This window comes from Candidatus Pantoea bituminis (genome assembly GCF_018842675.1).
Classification (GTDB): Bacteria; Pseudomonadota; Gammaproteobacteria; order Enterobacterales; family Enterobacteriaceae; genus Pantoea; species Pantoea phytostimulans.
Genome location: NZ_JAGTWO010000004.1, coordinates 917,967 through 934,959, shown reverse-complemented (window position 1 = coordinate 934,959; position 16,993 = coordinate 917,967). Strand labels below are relative to the sequence as shown.

At 52.6% G+C, this 16,993-nt stretch carries 14 protein-coding genes and 2 pseudogenes; 7 read left to right on the top strand and 9 right to left on the bottom strand.

Annotated elements, in window-relative coordinates; translation table 11 throughout:
* Positions 1-6: 6 nt before the first annotated feature.
* Both KQP84_RS08160 and acrD read left to right on the top strand, forming a co-directional pair.
* On the top strand, positions 7-627 hold the full coding sequence (locus KQP84_RS08160; protein ID WP_215845921.1) for a response regulator: 621 nt from the start codon (positions 7-9) through the stop codon (positions 625-627).
* 182 nt (positions 628-809) lie between these two features.
* Positions 810-3,926, top strand: a complete 3,117-nt coding sequence (gene acrD, locus KQP84_RS08155; protein ID WP_215845919.1) for a multidrug efflux RND transporter permease AcrD — start codon at positions 810-812, stop codon at positions 3,924-3,926.
* 179 nt (positions 3,927-4,105) lie between these two features.
* On the opposite strand, the gene ypfM is transcribed toward acrD, so the two are convergent.
* Complete coding sequence (gene ypfM, locus KQP84_RS26150) at positions 4,106-4,168, bottom strand: protein YpfM (protein WP_215848231.1); 63 nt, start codon at positions 4,166-4,168, stop codon at positions 4,106-4,108.
* Positions 4,169-4,538: 370 nt separating this feature from the next.
* Between ypfM and KQP84_RS08145 the strand changes: the two genes are divergently transcribed.
* The 3 genes from KQP84_RS08145 to KQP84_RS08135 are packed head-to-tail and all read left to right on the top strand — an operon-like array spanning position 4,539 to position 6,245.
* Positions 4,539-4,907: an ArsC family reductase gene (locus KQP84_RS08145; RefSeq protein WP_215845917.1), complete on the top strand. Its 369-nt coding sequence runs from the start codon at positions 4,539-4,541 to the stop codon at positions 4,905-4,907.
* 1 nt (position 4,908) lies between these two features.
* Positions 4,909-6,036, top strand: a complete 1,128-nt coding sequence (gene dapE, locus KQP84_RS08140) for a succinyl-diaminopimelate desuccinylase (protein ID WP_215845915.1) — start codon at positions 4,909-4,911, stop codon at positions 6,034-6,036.
* A 23-nt stretch (positions 6,037-6,059) separates the two neighbouring features.
* Complete coding sequence (locus KQP84_RS08135) at positions 6,060-6,245, top strand: YpfN family protein (RefSeq protein ID WP_047715355.1); 186 nt, start codon at positions 6,060-6,062, stop codon at positions 6,243-6,245.
* 31 nt (positions 6,246-6,276) lie between these two features.
* Here KQP84_RS08135 and ypfH read toward each other — a convergent pair.
* The 6 genes and pseudogenes from ypfH to dapA form a co-directional block, all read right to left on the bottom strand.
* Positions 6,277-6,956: pseudogene (gene ypfH, locus KQP84_RS08130) on the bottom strand (esterase).
* Positions 6,957-7,029: 73 nt separating this feature from the next.
* Positions 7,030-9,006 (bottom strand): tRNA(Met) cytidine acetyltransferase TmcA, encoded by a 1,977-nt coding sequence (locus KQP84_RS08125; RefSeq protein ID WP_215845913.1) that lies wholly within the window; start codon positions 9,004-9,006, stop codon positions 7,030-7,032.
* Positions 9,003-9,869 (bottom strand): KPN_02809 family neutral zinc metallopeptidase, encoded by an 867-nt coding sequence (gene ypfJ, locus KQP84_RS08120; protein ID WP_215845911.1) that lies wholly within the window; start codon positions 9,867-9,869, stop codon positions 9,003-9,005. The genes KQP84_RS08125 and ypfJ overlap by 4 nt, the downstream gene beginning before the upstream one ends.
* A gap of 130 nt (positions 9,870-9,999) precedes the next feature.
* Positions 10,000-10,713 (bottom strand): phosphoribosylaminoimidazolesuccinocarboxamide synthase, encoded by a 714-nt coding sequence (gene purC, locus KQP84_RS08115; protein ID WP_215845909.1) that lies wholly within the window; start codon positions 10,711-10,713, stop codon positions 10,000-10,002.
* Between the two features lie 144 nt (positions 10,714-10,857).
* Entirely contained in the window at positions 10,858-11,889 is a 1,032-nt protein-coding gene (bamC, locus tag KQP84_RS08110) for an outer membrane protein assembly factor BamC (RefSeq protein WP_215845907.1), read from the bottom strand.
* A gap of 14 nt (positions 11,890-11,903) precedes the next feature.
* Entirely contained in the window at positions 11,904-12,782 is an 879-nt protein-coding gene (dapA, locus tag KQP84_RS08105) for a 4-hydroxy-tetrahydrodipicolinate synthase (protein WP_215845905.1), read from the bottom strand.
* Positions 12,783-12,925: 143 nt separating this feature from the next.
* Here dapA and KQP84_RS08100 point away from each other — a divergent pair, with 143 nt between their 5' ends.
* Both KQP84_RS08100 and bcp read left to right on the top strand, forming a co-directional pair.
* Complete coding sequence (locus KQP84_RS08100) at positions 12,926-13,507, top strand: glycine cleavage system transcriptional repressor (RefSeq protein WP_215845903.1); 582 nt, start codon at positions 12,926-12,928, stop codon at positions 13,505-13,507.
* A gap of 156 nt (positions 13,508-13,663) precedes the next feature.
* Positions 13,664-14,131, top strand: coding sequence for a thioredoxin-dependent thiol peroxidase (bcp, locus tag KQP84_RS08095; RefSeq protein ID WP_215845901.1), 468 nt, complete (start codon positions 13,664-13,666; stop codon positions 14,129-14,131).
* Between the two features lie 42 nt (positions 14,132-14,173).
* Here the strand turns inward: bcp and KQP84_RS08090 are convergent, their stop codons facing one another.
* Positions 14,174-15,241 carry an AI-2E family transporter gene (locus tag KQP84_RS08090; protein WP_215845899.1) on the bottom strand — a complete coding sequence of 356 codons (1,068 nt, stop codon included), beginning with the start codon at positions 15,239-15,241 and terminating at the stop codon, positions 14,174-14,176.
* A 66-nt stretch (positions 15,242-15,307) separates the two neighbouring features.
* Positions 15,308-16,905 (bottom strand): annotated as a pseudogene (locus KQP84_RS08085) (sensor domain-containing diguanylate cyclase).
* Between the last annotated feature and the right edge of the window lie 88 nt (positions 16,906-16,993).

Here is a 16,993-nt window from a genome sequence, read left to right as displayed (position 1 = left end):
GTAAACATGCTGACCTTAATGATTGTGGATGATCATCCGCTCATGCGCCGTGGCATCCGCCAACTGCTGACGCTTGAGCCTCGGCTGGAAGTGGTAGCCGAAGCAAATAACGGCACCGAAGCGCTGGCCGAAGCGCGTCGCCTGACACCCGATGTCATCCTGCTCGACCTGAACATGAAAGGCATGTCGGGGCTGGATACCTTAAAAGCGCTGCGCCATGAAGGGATTTCATCACGTATTTTGGTGCTCACCGTTTCGGATGCCCGTAGCGATATTTACGCCATGGTGGATGCGGGTGCTGATGGTTATCTGCTGAAGGACAGCGATCCCGACATGTTGCTCAGTCAGATTATGCAGGCGGCGCAGGGGCAAAAAGTTTTCAGTGAAGCGGTTGAAAACTATCTCGCTACGCGTCAATACAGTGCCAATCCGTTTCGCCAGCTGACAGAACGTGAACTTGATGTGTTGCAGGAAGTGGCGCGCGGATTATCAAACAAAGAAATCGCTACCACCCTGCATATTTCTGAAGAAACAGTGAAAGTACATATCCGCAATATGCTGCGCAAACTTGATGTGCGCTCACGCGTTGCGGCTACTGTGATGTGGCTGGAGAGCAGAAATAATTAACCTACCGGGCTGTTTTACACTTTCTCCACAATTTCTCCACGATTTACCATAATGTCGCACGTAGAGTAGGTTACGGCAGGAAATCGTGGATGATAGCGTTCCCCTCCCCTGCTTCGCGTCCTTTTCATTAAGGAACCGTTTTTTATAATAATGACGATACGCTGCTAAGGAGTGTCGATTCGATGTCGAATTTTTTCATCGACCGTCCCATTTTTGCCTGGGTTCTGGCGATTTTGTTGTGTCTTTGTGGCACGTTGTCCATCATTTCACTTCCTATTGAGCAATACCCCGATCTGGCTCCTCCTAACGTTCGTATCACGGCTAACTATCCCGGCGCATCTGCAGAAACGCTGGAAAACACCGTGACGCAGGTGATTGAGCAAAACATGACAGGCATCGATAACCTGATGTACATGTCATCCAACAGCAGCAACACCGGCCAGGCACAAATCACGCTGACGTTTACCGCCGGGACCGATCCTGATGAAGCCCGCCAGCAGGTGCAAAACCAGCTGCAATCTGCGTTACGTAAACTGCCGCAAGCCGTTCAATCGCAGGGCGTTACCGTCAATAAAACCGGTGACAGCAATATATTGATGGTCGCTTTCGTCTCAACCGATGGCAGCATGGACAAGCAGGATATTGCAGATTATGTCGCCAGTAACATTCAGGACCCGCTGAGTCGTATTGACGGTGTGGGTCAGGTAGATGCTTACGGCTCACAATATGCGATGCGCATTTGGCTTGATCCCAATAAATTAATTGCCTATTCCCTGACGACAGATGATGTTGTTAGCGCCATCGAATCGCAGAATGCCCAAGTTGCCGTGGGCCAGGTCGGCGGTTTACCGGCGGTAGATAAACAAGCCCTGAACGCCACGGTGAATGCGCAATCAATGCTGCAAACGCCCGCGCAATTCAAAGCGATCACGTTGAAGAATAATCCTGATGGTTCAGTCGTCACGCTGGGCGATGTTGCAAGCGTCGCGTTGGGCGCGGAGAAGTACGATTACCTCAGCCGTTACAACGGCCAACAAGCTTCTGGCCTGGGCGTTAAGCTCGCTTCCGGTGCCAATGAGATGAATACCGACAAGCTGGTGCGCGCGCGTATTGAAGAACTGTCGCACTATTTTCCTCATGGGCTTGAAGCCAAGATCGCTTATGAAACTACCCCGTTTGTCAAAGCCTCGATCACAGACGTAGTAAAAACGCTGCTTGAAGCGATCGTGCTGGTTTTCGCGGTGATGTACCTGTTTATGCAGAATTTTCGTGCCACCTTGATTCCCACCATCGCCGTGCCGGTGGTGCTGTTTGGCACATTCAGCGTGTTATACATCTGTGGGTTCAGTATCAACACATTAACCATGTTTGCCATGGTGCTGGCGATTGGTCTGTTAGTGGATGATGCCATCGTCGTCGTGGAAAACGTTGAGCGCATCATGAGCGAGGAAGGCTTATCGCCGCGGGCCGCCACGCGAAAATCGATGGGGCAAATACAGGGCGCGCTGGTCGGTATTGCTCTGGTGCTGTCGGCGGTGTTTGTGCCGATGGCTTTCTTTGGCGGCACCGTAGGCGCGATCTATCGTCAGTTCTCGATCACTATCGTGTCGGCGATGGTGCTGTCGGTTTTGGTGGCAATTATCCTCACACCGGCACTCTGTGCCACGTTACTGAAGCCAATAGCGCAAGGCGAAACCCATGAACGCCGTGGCTTCTTCGGCTGGTTCAATCGTCACTTCAACACCAATGCTGAGCGTTACGAACGTGGCGTGGCACGCATCCTGATGAAAGGCGGCCGCTGGTTAGTGTTATATCTGGGCATTATTGGCGTGATGGCGTTTCTGTTTATTAAATTACCGACCTCGTTTTTACCGCTGGAAGATCGCGGCGTCTTCCTGACGCAGGTGCAATTACCCGCGGGTTCGACTTTGCAGCAAACCGCTAACGTGGTCGCCCAGGTTGAGAACTACTACATGACGCAAGAAAAAGAGAATGTGTTGTCGGTGTTTTCAACCATCGGTGCAGGTCCCGGCGGAAATGGTCAAAACGTTGCGCGTCTGTTTGTCCGTCTAAAAGATTGGGAAGCGCGTCCGGGCGCCGATCGCACCTCATTCGCTATCATTGAGCGCGCCACTGCCGCATTCCAGAAAATCAAGGAAGGTCGCGTGATAGCCAGTAGCCCTCCAGCGATTACCGGTATGGGCAGCTCATCAGGCTTTGACATGCAGTTGCAAGATCATGCAGGTGCCGGACATAGCCAGTTAATGGCCATGCGCGATAAATTGCTGGAGATGGCGGGTAGCGACAAATTGCTTTCGCGCGTACGTCACAATGGTTTGGATGACAGCCCGCAGCTGCAAATTGATGTAGACGAGCGTAAAGCTCAGGCGCTGGGTGTTTCAATCGATACGATTAATGACACGCTGACCACCGCGTGGGGTTCAACCTATGTTAATGACTTCCTTGATCGCGGTCGCGTTAAGAAAGTCTATGTGCAGGCCGCACCTGAATTCCGCATGCTGCCCGGTGATATTAACAAATGGTATGTACGCAATAGCAGCGGGCGCATGGTGCCCTTCTCTGCTTTTGCCACCAGCCGCTGGGAAACCGGCTCACCGCGACTTGAACGCTACAACGGCTATTCCTCGCTGGAGATAGTCGGCGAAGCGGCTTCTGGCGTCAGCAGCGGTGCGGCAATGGACCAGATGGAAAAGCTGGTGAATGCGCTGCCGCTGGGCGTTGGCTTTCAGTGGACTGGCGCATCCTATCAGGAACGCTTGTCCGGTTCGCAAGCGCCAGCGCTGTATGCCATTTCTCTGTTGGTGGTGTTCTTGTGTCTGGCGGCGCTGTATGAAAGCTGGTCGATACCTTTCTCGGTCATGCTGGTGGTGCCGCTTGGTGTGGTGGGTGCGTTAATCGCGACCTGGATGCGCGGGTTGGAGAATGACGTTTACTTCCAGGTCGGATTATTAACTGTGATTGGCTTATCGGCCAAGAATGCCATTCTGATTATTGAGTTCGCTAATGAGATGAACAGCAAAGGCCGAGAGCTGATTGAAGCGACGCTGGAAGCCTCGCGGCAGCGCCTGCGTCCTATTTTGATGACCTCGCTGGCGTTTATTTTTGGCGTGCTGCCAATGGCAATCAGTTCAGGTGCGGGTTCCGGTAGTCAGCACGCGGTCGGCACAGGCGTGATGGGCGGGATGATCTCAGCCACAGTGCTAGCGATATTTTTTGTCCCGCTGTTTTTTGTTGTGGTGCGTCGCCGTTTTCCGGCGCGTGATAAACCGCATGATTAACGTCTGGCCAGCGTAAAGCGGCATCGTGAAGTAAATTCGAGACAGAACTCAGCGAGCAAGATCAATGTGACCTGAGTTGTGTCATGAAAAAACAAAGGCAGCCATTATCATGGCTGCCTTTTTATGTGTGTAGTCAGAATTTCAGCAAGGGGGAAATACCCTGCTTTTTTCATCACGTGTTACTTGTGGCGTAACATCGCTTCGATAAATTCTTTCCAGTTCCCCATTTCTGTATCAATCATAAAAACCTCTCTTATTGTGCTGATAATTTTACGCCTGTTTTTTCTTCAAGTGAATACGTTTACACCTGTTATCACTATCGGCAGAGGCGAATAAAAGCTTTACTTTGCTGGATATGATTGCTGACGCACATTTCAGCAACTTATTAAGGCGACAGGATTTATTTATTTTTAACCCAGCGGTAGCATAAATTTTGTACATGAGGAAATTCTTAGAATGATAATGATGAGGTAAGTAACAATTTAGGACGATATTGAAACCGCTTTCGCAGGGTTAGTTAAGCTTTGTTTTCCCTTCTCTAACAGAGGTCAGATGCCGCATAGGATCACACTATGTTAAACTCGCGCTTTACTTTTATGACAGGAATCAGCGATGACAGCGCATTGGACGATGTTTGGAATAAAAAATTGCGACACGATTAAAAAAGCCCGCCGCTTTTTAGAGGCTGCCAGCATCGACTATCGTTTTCATGATTACCGCGCAGATGGCCTGAACGATGAGCAGTTACAGCAGTTTATTGACACGCTGGGGTATCAAGAGCTCCTGAACACGCGCGGCACGACCTGGCGTAAGTTACCGGAAGCCGAACGTGAAGCGATCACGGATGCTGATAGCGCCAAAGCGTTGATGCTGGCGCAACCCGCCATTATCAAGCGTCCATTGTTACGCGCGCCAGAGGGTTCGCTACTGCTTGGCTTTAACGAAACTACTTACCAGAACTTTATCCAGGAGAAGTCATAATATGTTTTGTCCGGTCATTGAGCTGACACAGCAGCTTATCCGTCGTCCTTCTCTCAGCCCAGATGATGCCGGATGTCAGGCGCTGCTGATTGCGCGCCTGGAAGCGATTGGTTTTCATATCGAAACCATGAACATTGATGACACCCTGAACTTTTGGGCGACGCGTGGACAAGGCGAAACGCTGGCGTTTGCCGGCCACACCGATATCGTTCCGCCGGGTGATGCGAACCGTTGGATTAATCCTCCTTTTGAACCGACTATTCGTGACGGCATGCTGTTTGGACGCGGCGCAGCAGACATGAAAGGCTCGCTGGCCGCAATGGTGGTGGCGGCTGAACGTTTCGTCGCCGCGCATCCGCAGCATAAAGGGCGTCTGGCGTTTCTGATTACTTCCGATGAAGAAGCCAGCGCGGCCAACGGCACGGTGAAAGTGGTTGAACGCTTGATGGCACGTAACGAACGCCTGGATTATTGTCTGGTTGGCGAGCCGTCCAGCACTGAAGTCGTGGGTGATGTGGTTAAAAATGGTCGTCGCGGTTCGATTACCGCCAACCTCACCGTTCACGGTGTTCAAGGCCATGTGGCGTATCCGCACCTGGCGGATAACCCGGTACATCGTGCCCTGCCTGCACTCGCTGAACTGACGGCCGTGGAATGGGATCGCGGTAACGAATTTTTCCCGCCAACCAGCATGCAGATTGCCAATGTGCAGGCCGGAACCGGCAGTAACAATGTGATCCCTGGCGAGTTGTTTGTGCAGTTTAACTTCCGCTTCAGCACAGAATCGACCGATGTGACGATTCGCCAGCGCGTCGCCGAACTGCTGGATCGCCATCAGTTGCGTTACACCATTGAGTGGAAATTATCAGGCCAACCGTTTCTGACCTCACGCGGCAAACTGGTCGATGCCGTGGTCAACGCAATAGCGCACTATAATGAGATTAAGCCGCAACTGTTAACCACCGGTGGAACCTCGGATGGTCGTTTCATCGCCCGCATGGGCGCGCAGGTGGTTGAGCTGGGCCCGGTAAATGCCACAATTCATAAAATTAACGAGTGCGTGAAGGCGTCCGACCTACAAATGTTGAGCCGAATGTACCAGCGCATCATGGAACAATTGATCGCCTGATCGCGATCGTAAGGAGTGGGGAAATGGAGTTTATTAAAGATTACTGGTGGATCTTAGTGATCCTGCTGATGGTTGGCGTGCTGATGAACGTTTATAAAGATCTGAAGCGCATTGATCATAAGAAATTTATGGATAACAAACCGGACCTGCCGCCGCATCGTGATTTCAACGATAAATGGGACGACGACGACTGGCCCAAGAAAAAGTGATTCAACAGCCCTCGCCAACGCGAGGGCTGTTTCACATCATCATGATGACATCATCATCACCCGGTTTCGCCCCACTTAACGCTTCATCAAAATAGCGCTTCGGTACGGTATAACGCAGATGATTTAATGCCAGCTGCATACTGCGATCGTCAATGGCATGCGCCAAATCCTCCACAATATCCAGAGTGACATCGCCACCCAACGCGGTTAGAGACTGCGCCGCTTTTTCAGCATGTTGCACTGGAATGACGTCGTCATCTTCTCCATGAATCAAATGAATCGTGGTGCGGGTGCTGGCCTTTTCCGGCAGGCTCGTAAAACGCCCACTGAAGATAACCGCGCGCCCCGCTAAATCGGTATGGGCTTTCACGCCTTCCAGCACCATGCTGCCGCCCTGCGAAAAACCGATCAGCGCCGTTGCTTCCGCGCGTACGCCGCTTTCCTGCTGCCAATGACGAACCGAATCCACAAATTGCGGCAGTGCGGCATTCACTCGCTGCTGCTCGCTTTGATCGTGGGTTGGCGTTTCAGCGAACCATTGACGGCTCAAGCCTGGCGAGCCTACCGATACGACCAAGGCTTCCGGGAACGTTCGGGCAAACCAGTTGCCGATTTCACCCATCGCATCAGGATTGTCGCCAACGCCGTGATACAGCAAAAGAGTTGTGCAGCCTTAACCGGCTGCTGAACGATAACGTATTGCAATGCCATATTGACCTCCTTCATTTACTTTACGCCGCGGCGCAGTAAATGATATTGGGAATATTTGAACGAGTCTGTGGAATTATTGCCATTGCTGACGCAGAGCCTCCGCGCTTTTTGCATCTAACGCTTCAAGCGCATCGGCTGCCTGTTGGCGTAACGCCGAGACAATCGCTTTGCGTCCGCTTAATCCAGCTTGCTTTGCCAGTGCGCTTAGCGCATCAGGCGTCTCAACGGCAGCCCGAAGCAGTGAAACCGGCCGATCCGTCGCGCTGATTAAACGCTGCAATACCGGCAAACTGGCTTCGAAGGGACGCAGCGCCCATGCAAAACCGGCGACCAGCGGTAAATCTTGAGCAGTAAACCTTTGCTCTATGGGCACCAACGCGAGCTTGATATTGATATGGCGCTGTAAAACGGGCCAGTCGCGCGCAAGCTGCAACGCTGCAGCATCTTGCAAATTTTGCCCCGCGGGTGTGATGGCACGAATCGCCATCGCCGCATAGCAGCCGCTACTGGCCTCGCGCTGGCTACCGATACGCACCAAGGTAAAACCGCAGGCGCGCCAAAAAGCCCAGAGAGATTCAGTGTAGCCGAAGCTGACCGAAAGGTAATCGTAGCCCAGTTCGGCAGCGCGCGCTGCCTCGACCAAGGCCAGCCCGATCTTTTGACGGCGACATTCTGCCGCGACGGCGATACGGCTAATGCGTAATGAATGCAGCGTGGCAGCCTCGACAAATCCGCTGTGGGCAGCCAATGATTGTGCGATCAAGTTGCCGCGTGGTCGCCGTCGCCCCGCCCAAACAGCGCGCGCAAGATCGACAGATAAACCGCCCTCCTCCACCAGCCATAATGCGCCGGTTAAACCTGGCGCGTCACCGGCTAGCCACAAATGCATGCCGGGAGCATCAAGCAGTCGCCGTAAATCTACTGGCGAAGTGCGATAGTGCGCGCTGGTCAGCAAGCGGTAAGCCGTCTCAAGCAGCGTTTGGTTTTCGGGCCAGCTCGCCATGTTGAGCCGTTGAATGGATGCATCACGGTTTACTGGCGCCGGTAACGCATCTTCAAACATCAGCGCCTGATTAAGCCATTTTTCGAGCGGATCGGCACGCGACCAGCGCAACGGCTCATCCAGCGTGAAATAGGTAACTTGCGCCAGTTCGGCACAAAATTTCAGTATAAAACCCCGACCTGTGCCTTCGTAGCCTTGCACCGTGGTCGTCAGCAATACCCGCGGAAAACGCGCCAGCAGCGCATGCAGCAGCGGCGCAGGAATAGCAGCGGCCTCATCGACAATCAGCCAGTCAGCGTCTGGCGTTGTCGCCTGTTCGAGAATGGCGTCAGGTGCCATGAAGTGGTAATGCTCGCCAGCAAAACGCGCCAGCACCTCGGTGGACGCTTTTGCCGGCGCGGTGATTAAACAGCGGGTATTTTGCTGTGCCAGCATGCCTGCTAAGGCAGATTTACCGCGTCCGCGTGCTGCAGTGATAACCGCGACGCCACTGGATTGATTAATAAGCTGCGCGAGAATGGCTTGCTGTTGCTGCGGTGCCTGACATTGCCAGTTGGCTAGCATCGGCAAGGGGGTAATCTGCACGTTATGTTCTTGACGATGCAGTACAATATGCTCGTTTACGTCGATAAGCTGCTGCAGGCGATGAATGAAATTTGGCGTCGCAATCGGTTCTGCTACATCGCCCCAGCGCACGCTGTCATTGTCAGTGTGCCCGGGCCAATCGCGCCAGGCGGGCGCCAGCAGTAACAGCCAGCTTCCTGCTTTCAGCGTACCGACGAGTGCAGCAAAGGCTTCAGCATGAAATCCCTGACGGGCATCAAACACAGCGTGAAGAAATTCGCGACCCAGCAAGGTACGTAGTGCGCCGGGCGCGCAGTGTAGCGTGGAAAACAGCGGCGACGCGCTGATACACAGCCAGTCACCGGTTAATCTGTTGAGCCAGTTTTGTGCCGTAGATAAACACCAATCCGCTTCGCCGCTGATAACGCAAAGCCGCCGAATGCCTGCTTGCTGCATCTGGCGGCTGATTTCCTCAAGCGTCATTTATTGTTCGCGAAGGTATTACACTGGCCGGGATTGCCGCTGTCATAGCCATTTTTAAACCAGGTGTAACGTTGCTGTGACGTACCGTGCGTAAAGCTGTCTGGCACCACGCGGCCCTGGCTTTGCTGCTGTAAACGATCGTCGCCAATCGCTTCGGCTGCATTCAACGCTTCTTGCAGATCGCCCACTTCGAGGATTCTTTCCTGCTCCATGTAATGACCCCAAACACCGGCAAAACAGTCAGCCTGCAGTTCCATTTTCACTGACAGCTGATTAACCTGCGCCTGACTGGCATTTTGCTGCATTTCGCGCACTTTGGGTTCAATGCCAAGCAGTTTCTGCACATGGTGGCCGACTTCGTGCGCAATGACATACCCTTGCGCAAAGTCACCGCCCGCGCCGAGTTTGCTTTTCATCTCATCGTAGAAAGAGAGATCGATATAAACCGTTTGATCAGCGGGGCAATAAAAGGGGCCCATCACAGATTGGCCCGTGCCGCAGCCGGTACGGGTGGCACCGCGATACATCACCAGTTTAGGCGGTGCATATTGCTTGTTCATCTGCTTGAACAGCTTGCCCCACGTGTCTTCTGTGGTCGCCAGGATCACTGAAGTAAATTTTGCCGCCTCATCCTGATTGCTGTTGATGCTGCGCTGCTGTTGCTGACTGGATGGCGCAACTTGCTCACCCGTTAACAACGCTGTCAGGTCATAACCATAATATCCTGCCACTGCGACCACAATCAGCAGCACGATACCGCCTTTGCCGCGCGGGATTCGAATTTGGCGTCCTGTTCCATAACCCGACGACTGATTACGTCGATCTTCTACATTGTCACTTTCGCGACGCCCTTGCCAGCGCATGCTTCACTCCATTTCGCGTTTTGCTTAGATGGCATGATTTTAGTTGCACGCCGGAGCAATCACCAGCTTTGCTGCAAAATGAAAAAGAGGAGCCGAAGCGCCTCTTTTTACCGCATCAGATCAACGTCACTCAGTCGAGTTTCACGCCCAGACGCTGTGCAACTGCTTCATAGGCTTCAATCACGCCGCCAAGGCTCTGACGGAAACGGTCTTTGTCCATTTTATCCAGGGTCTCTTTGTCCCACAGACGCGCGCCGTCTGGCGAGAACTCATCGCCCAGCGTCACTTCGCCGTTGAACAGACCGAACTCCAGTTTGAAGTCGACCAGAATCAGGCCAGCATCATCAAACAGTTTGCTCAGGACGTCGTTGGCTTTGAAGGTCAGTTCCTGCATGCGAGCCAGATTCTCTTTGCTCACCCAGCCAAAGGTTTCGCAGTAAGATTCATTGACCATTGGGTCGTGCTTGGCGTCATCCTTAAGGAAAAGATCGAACAGTGGCGGATTGAGTACCATGCCCTCTTCCACGCCCAGACGCTTAACCAGTGAACCTGCCGCACGGTTACGCACTACGCACTCAACCGGCACCATTTCCAGCTTTTTCACCAGCGCTTCGTTGTCAGAAAGCAGCGCTTCCATCTGGGTTGGAATGCCCGCTTCCTGCAGCTTGGTCATAATAAAATGGTTAAATTTGTTGTTTACCATTCCTTTACGATCGAACTGCTCGATTCGAGCCCCGTCACCTGCTGACGTATCGTTGCGGAATTCGAGTATCAGCAGATCCGGATTGTCGGTGCTGTATACGGTTTTCGCTTTACCGCGATACAACTCAGCTCGCTTTTGCATTTTGTTAACTCCAAACATGAAATAACCGGTGTTCAACGGCTTGAGCCGCTGCGGCGATTGCGTCTACGCAATCGTTTACTTCGCCGCGCGCTATTATGCCAAAAACAAAATAAAAAGGCCGGAGAATCTCCGGCCTAAAGCAATTTATTTGTTTAGCGCGCCTTGGAACACCGCGACCAACGCATCGTTTTGCGACTGGGTTAGCACGTGCCCTTTTGGATCGATAAACTGCAGGCTGCTGCGGTTGTCGAGATCGCCGACCTGCACTTTGTAATCACCGTTTGGCAGTTCAGGATCTTTGGCACCTACTTCATCCCACGTACTGCTGCCCGGCGCTTTGTAAGTCACGTTCAAGCTGCCTTGTGAGCGATTGCTGTCGGTGACCTCCATGCCGACGCGTTTCATCGCATCTGGCAGACGCTGCCAGGCTACGTTGAATGGCGTGCGCAGAACCAGCATGGGTAAACCGGTGTCATCGGCGCCGCTTTGCACATCGATGGCACCATTGACACGACCTGCGGCAGCATTGGCACTGGCGGTGTCAATTTTGTCCAACCCGGTGCTGATGTCATTTAACATCTGCGCGGTATAACGCTGGACTTGTACTGGCGAAGTGATGGTTTTGCCGTTCTGCTGCAGTTCGAGCAGACGCACGGTCAACACTTGCTGATAGCTTTGTGACTGAACGCTGATCTGGTAACGGCCACGATATTGTTCGTCTTCGTCGGCACGATTCCACTGTACCCAATCAGTGCTCAGCTCCTGACCCGCATCGTTACGTGAGGCAATCGGGAATTTGTAAGACTGCACCACGTTAACCACTTGCGGCCAGACCGAGCCACGGCTGTTTTCAATCATTAATGCGCCGGTATTGCTGCTGAACTGGGCACGCGTGCCGTTCATCAACGCCAAAGGCTGTGCCGGTGGACGAATATCAAGCTGTTTACCAACAGCCGCATTGCTGGTGGTGCGTGGAACGTCGTAGTCACCACGCTGAACCGGCAAAATCATCCCGGCTGGCGCTTTAAGTTCGTGCAATTCGCTGGCCTGCAGATAGGATTCATCCCCACTGACCTGACGCTTATAACGCTGATCGCTCGAACATGCCGACAACAGCATCAGGGTGGAAAGCCCCACCACTGTGGCAACTGTTGACCGCTTAACTGAGTAATTCATTCATTCTCCCTAAATTATCGCAAACCCGCTTTAACCAGCGCCTGCTCCACCTTCGGCTGGCCTGCTGCTGTCAGTGGCGTCATCGGCAGACGCAGCGTGTCGTTAGCGATTAATCCCAGCTGTTTTGCAGCCCATTTCACCGCAATCGGATTGGGTTCACAGAAAAGCGTCTGATGCAGGTGCATCAGACGTTGATTCAAATGGCGTGCTTCAGCAAAGTTGCCTTGCTGCGCCAGGGTGCAAAGTTCAACCATTTCACGCGCAGCGATGTTCGCCGTCACGGAAATAACGCCTTTGCCGCCCAGTTGCATGAAGTCCAGTGCAGACGCATCGTCACCGCTGACCAGGATGAATTCATCATCAACCAGCTCTTGGATCTGACTAACACGCGATAAGTTCCCGGTCGCCTCTTTGATTCCGATAATATTTTTAATTTCAGCGAGGCGCGCAACGGTTTCCGGCAGCATGTCGCAGCCCGTTCGCGCAGGGACGTTATACAACATCTGCGGCAGGCTGGTGCTTTCGGCGATAGCTTTAAAGTGTTGATACAACCCTTCCTGCGTAGGACGGTTGTAATAAGGCGTGACGGTCAGGCAACCGACAACGCCGGAATTTTCGAAGCGTTTGGTGAGAGAGATACCTTCTGCGGTGGCATTTGCCCCGGTTCCGGCAATCACCGGGATACGTCCATCAGCCAGGTCAAGCGTCTGCAGAACCACGTCTCCATGTTCGTCATGACTTAACGTGGCGGATTCACCGGTGGTGCCTACAGAAACAATCGCCGCAGTTCCGCTGGCGACATGATAATCAATCAGTTTTTTCAGACTCGCACGGCAGACATTACCTTTGTCATCCATCGGCGTGATGAGTGCAACAATACTTCCCGTAAACATTGGCGATCCCCTCGACAAACAAGTGCTTCATGGTACGTTTTACGCTTAGTGAAAAGCAAGCAAGCCACGCCATTCCGGCGCTTGTCAGCAGTTTTTTTTATGTTTACCTTATAGTTATTAGCGAATGCATAGGAAAACCCATTTTGCCGCAATCTCAGCCCCACCATTTGGTCATCACTGCGTTGGGTGTTGACCGCCCGGGAATCGTCAATACGATTACCCGCCATGTCAGCAGCTGCGGTTGCAACATCGAAGACAGCCGTCTTGCCATGCTTGGGGATGAATTCACTTTTATCATGCTGCTTTCGGGCAGTTGGAACGCCATCACGCTGATTGAATCGACTTTGCCGCTTAAAGGCGCGGAGCTGGAATTGCTGATTGTGATGAAACGCACGAACGCAAAGGTGCGTCCGCCGATGCCGGATACTGCGCTGGTACAGGTTGAAGTGCCCGACTCGCCACATATCATCGAGCGCTTTACCGATTTGATCGATAAACACCAGATGAATATTGCTGAATTGGTTTCGCGCATTACACCCGCTCAACACAATCAGCCGCCAACGCTCTATATTCAAATGACTGCCCACAGCCCAACGCGAACCGAAGGTGCGCCATTTGAACAGGCGTTTAACGCGCTTTGTCAGGAGCTGAATGCCCAAGGCACGCTGCGACTTTACAGTATGTCGGATGTAGAAAGTGTCGAGCAGGTGACGTCCACGCGCTAAGCTGTGCACGTGCTAAACCGGAGCTATTTCTCCGCATTGCTGTCGCTTAGCGGCCTAAAGCTATGTGGTGAAATACCCCTGATGGTAATTTCCATTTGGCAGTTTCTCGTCAGATGGTGTATTACCCACAGCATGATTAAAAAATGGAGAGATGTGATGAATCCACTGAAAGCCGGTGATACTGCACCGAAATTTAGCTTGTCCGATCAGGACGGCGAACAAGTAAATTTGACCGACTTCCAGGGACAGCGCGTTCTGGTCTACTTCTACCCGAAGGCAATGACGCCAGGTTGTACCGTTCAGGCCTGCGGTCTGCGCGACAACATGGATAAGTTGAAAATGGCGGGTGTGGAAGTGTTGGGTATCAGCACCGACAAACCGGAAAAGCTGTCACGCTTTATCGAGAAAGAGTTGCTGAACTTCACGCTGCTCTCTGATGAAGATCACCAGGTAAGTGAGCAATTTGGCATTTGGGGTGAGAAAACCTTCATGGGCAAAACCTATGATGGCATTCATCGCATCAGCTTTCTGGTTGATGCGAATGGCAAAATCGAAAAAGTGTTCGACGACTTCAAAACGTCAAATCACCACGACATCGTACTGGATTACATTCAGTCTGCCTGATGTACTGCGGGCGCGGCGATCATCGCTGCCGCGCCCTGTTTCTTACCGTTTATGCTCCTCCAGTAAATCATCGGGCCAGGCATGCACCACCGCCTTCACTAACGTCGCGAGTGGGATAGCAAAAAACACGCCCCAGAAACCCCACATTCCACCGAAAATCACTACCGAAAGAATAATCACCAGCGGATGCAGATTAACCGCCTCCGAGAACAGAACCGGCACCAAAATATTGCCATCCAGCGCCTGAATCACTAAATAAACAATGAACATGGTCCAGAAATCGCTGCCGAGTCCCCACTGAAACAGCCCCACGCCAATCACCGGAATGGTCACTAACATTGCGCCGATATAGGGAATTAATACTGATATTCCCACCAATACCGCCAGCAACAAGGCGTAATTGAGGCCGAGAAACAAAAATGCCAGCCAGCTGACAATACCCACCACCACCATTTCCAGCACTTTGCCGCGAATATAATTGGTAATCTGCTGGTTCATCTCTTGCCATACCACACCGGCTAAACCGCGATTACGTGGCAGCACGCGTCGCACCGCATTCAGCATCTGATCTTTGTCTTTCAACAGGAAAAACACCATCAGTGGCACCAGCACCAAATAAATCATCAGCGTCATCAAGCCAACCAATGAGGCCAGGGAATACTTGACCAGCGAATCGCCAACGCCGCTTAAGCGGCTACGCAAATTCTCTACGATCAGATCGATAATGCCTGCGTCCACCAATGCAGGAAAACGCTTCGGTAAGCCCGCCGCAAACACATAAAGTTTGTTGAGCATATTGGGCAGATCACGCGTCAGGTTGATGCCCTGTTGCCAGGCGACCGGGGCAACAATCAAGACCAGCACCAGCAAGATACCGGCAAACAGTACCAGCACAATCGTCGTGGCCCAGCTGCGAGTGCAGCCAACACGTTGTAAACGCGCGGTTGGCCACTCCAGCAAGTAAGCCAACACCAGCGCGACCAGCAGTGGCGCGAGTAATCCGCTGAGAAAGAAAAGGATGCAGAAACCGGCCAGCAGGATCACCAACAGGGCAATAGCCTGCGGATCGCTGAAACGGCGTTTGTACCATTGAATCAATAAAGCCAGCATACCTTTCTATCCATGACGTCATAAAGGACGACGATTGTACCGGATATTACTGGCCTGAAAAGGTGCTTAGTGCGGCGTCTGGCTTAACAGCGATACGCTTTTTCCTGATACGCACACGCAGTTACGGCCCGCTTGTTTTGCCTGATAGAGCGCAGCATCGGCTTGCTTAAGCGTGACCTCAAGCGCAACGTCCTCCCCGCACCACGCCGCTACGCCAATGGAAAGGGTAATGTTACCCACTTCTTCTATGCAGGCATTGGCTATGCTTTTACGCACGCGTTCCGCCATGACGCTGGCTTCATCGGCGGCGCTGCCGGGCAGTAGCATCAAAAATTCTTCGCCGCCGTTGCGGCACACTACATCCGTTTGCCGGGCGCTGGCAGTTAATGTGCGGGCGACCTGTTGTATCACGTTGTCGCCAACATCGTGACCCCACGTATCGTTAACCCGTTTGAAATGATCGATATCCAATGCCAGCACCGCAAAAGGTTGGCGCATCGTTTGGTAATAATCTAATACCGCATTGAGTCCGCGGCGATTAAACAGTTGGGTAAGGGGATCGGTTTGCGCTTCCGAGTTAAGCCGCCCGATCTTCTCCTGCACCAGGCCAATGCCGGTTAACAGTGCGCGTTTTACCTGCGCCGCTTCAAAATACCAGGCGCGAATAACGCTGATTTCTGTGGATACGCTTTGCGCATCCATCTTGCTGGCTTTGCGAGCAAGCTGCCACAGCGGCAGCGCAATCAGCCGCGCCAATATTACCGCCACCAGCAGCGTTAACAGCGCAAAGGGTACGGAATGCTTGAGCACCTTCATTAATAAGCCGGAAAGCGGTTCCAATGTGACATCCATTGGTTTGAACGTCACAACCATCCAACCGGTGGTGGGCACAATGGCATATCCCGCTAACCGCGTTTTTTCGTCACGGCTGGAAATCTGCAGCGAGCCGTTGGGTTTCTCTTCTCGTTCGTGCTCGCTAATAATGGCTGGCAGCACTTTGCCAATCAGCTGGCTGTTCTGGTGATAAAGCACCTGATTATTGCTGTCGATGACATAAACGCTGGAGCCATCGCGATAAAATTGCTGGCCCAACAGCGCGTTCAGAATGCTTTTCTTTTTGAGATAAATGGTGCCGCCAATATAGCCAAGATAGCGCCCTTCCCCATCCCATATCGGCCAGGAGACAAAAACGATCAGATTGTTGGCGGCTGAAAGGGTCGGTTTACTGATAACAGGCTGGCGCACAGCCAGCGCTTCTTTGAGGCATCGCTGGTGAGATGCATACCTTTCAACGTTAGCGATTCGGGAGAGATGGCTTTAACAACGCCATTTGCGTCTACCACCGCCACCGAGTTGAAGCTGCTGGTTTGCTCACGCAGCCGGTCGACCTCAGTTGTGAGCAATTTAACATCATCGAAATCATTGCCGAGCTGTTTCGCACTATAATGCAGCTGTGACTGCGCCAGTTGGAAAAAGATTTCAGTCGTCGACGCCAGCTTTGCCGCATAAGCGCGATTCGCCTCCAGCGTGCTGTCGATCAACACCATACGCTGCACGCGCCACGTGGCGTACATGGCATTGGTCAAAGTCACCACAATGCTGGCGATAACCAATACCGCGATCAGCGTGCGCAGGTCCGTTTTTGGACGTAGTCGCATTAGCATGGCGTTGCCGCCACAGTGAAATCATTCATTATTGGTCTGCCCGACTCTGTTATTTTTGTTAGTGTTTACAGCGTGCCCTGGTCATTTA

Bases quoted from the DNA above. Each gene is read 5' to 3' on its own strand.
- KQP84_RS08160 (WP_215845921.1), top strand. From the start codon at position 7: ATGCTGACCTTAATGATTGTGGATGATCATCCGCTCATGCGCCGTGGC.
- acrD (WP_215845919.1), top strand. From the start codon at position 810: ATGTCGAATTTTTTCATCGACCGTCCCATTTTTGCCTGGGTTCTGGCG.
- KQP84_RS08145 (WP_215845917.1), top strand. From the start codon at position 4,539: ATGACAGCGCATTGGACGATGTTTGGAATAAAAAATTGCGACACGATT.
- dapE (WP_215845915.1), top strand. From the start codon at position 4,909: ATGTTTTGTCCGGTCATTGAGCTGACACAGCAGCTTATCCGTCGTCCT.
- KQP84_RS08135 (WP_047715355.1), top strand. From the start codon at position 6,060: ATGGAGTTTATTAAAGATTACTGGTGGATCTTAGTGATCCTGCTGATG.
- KQP84_RS08125 (WP_215845913.1), bottom strand. From the start codon at position 9,006: ATGACGCTTGAGGAAATCAGCCGCCAGATGCAGCAAGCAGGCATTCGG.
- ypfJ (WP_215845911.1), bottom strand. From the start codon at position 9,869: ATGCGCTGGCAAGGGCGTCGCGAAAGTGACAATGTAGAAGATCGACGT.
- purC (WP_215845909.1), bottom strand. From the start codon at position 10,713: ATGCAAAAGCGAGCTGAGTTGTATCGCGGTAAAGCGAAAACCGTATAC.
- bamC (WP_215845907.1), bottom strand. From the start codon at position 11,889: ATGAATTACTCAGTTAAGCGGTCAACAGTTGCCACAGTGGTGGGGCTT.
- dapA (WP_215845905.1), bottom strand. From the start codon at position 12,782: ATGTTTACGGGAAGTATTGTTGCACTCATCACGCCGATGGATGACAAA.
- bcp (WP_215845901.1), top strand. From the start codon at position 13,664: ATGAATCCACTGAAAGCCGGTGATACTGCACCGAAATTTAGCTTGTCC.
- KQP84_RS08090 (WP_215845899.1), bottom strand. From the start codon at position 15,241: ATGCTGGCTTTATTGATTCAATGGTACAAACGCCGTTTCAGCGATCCG.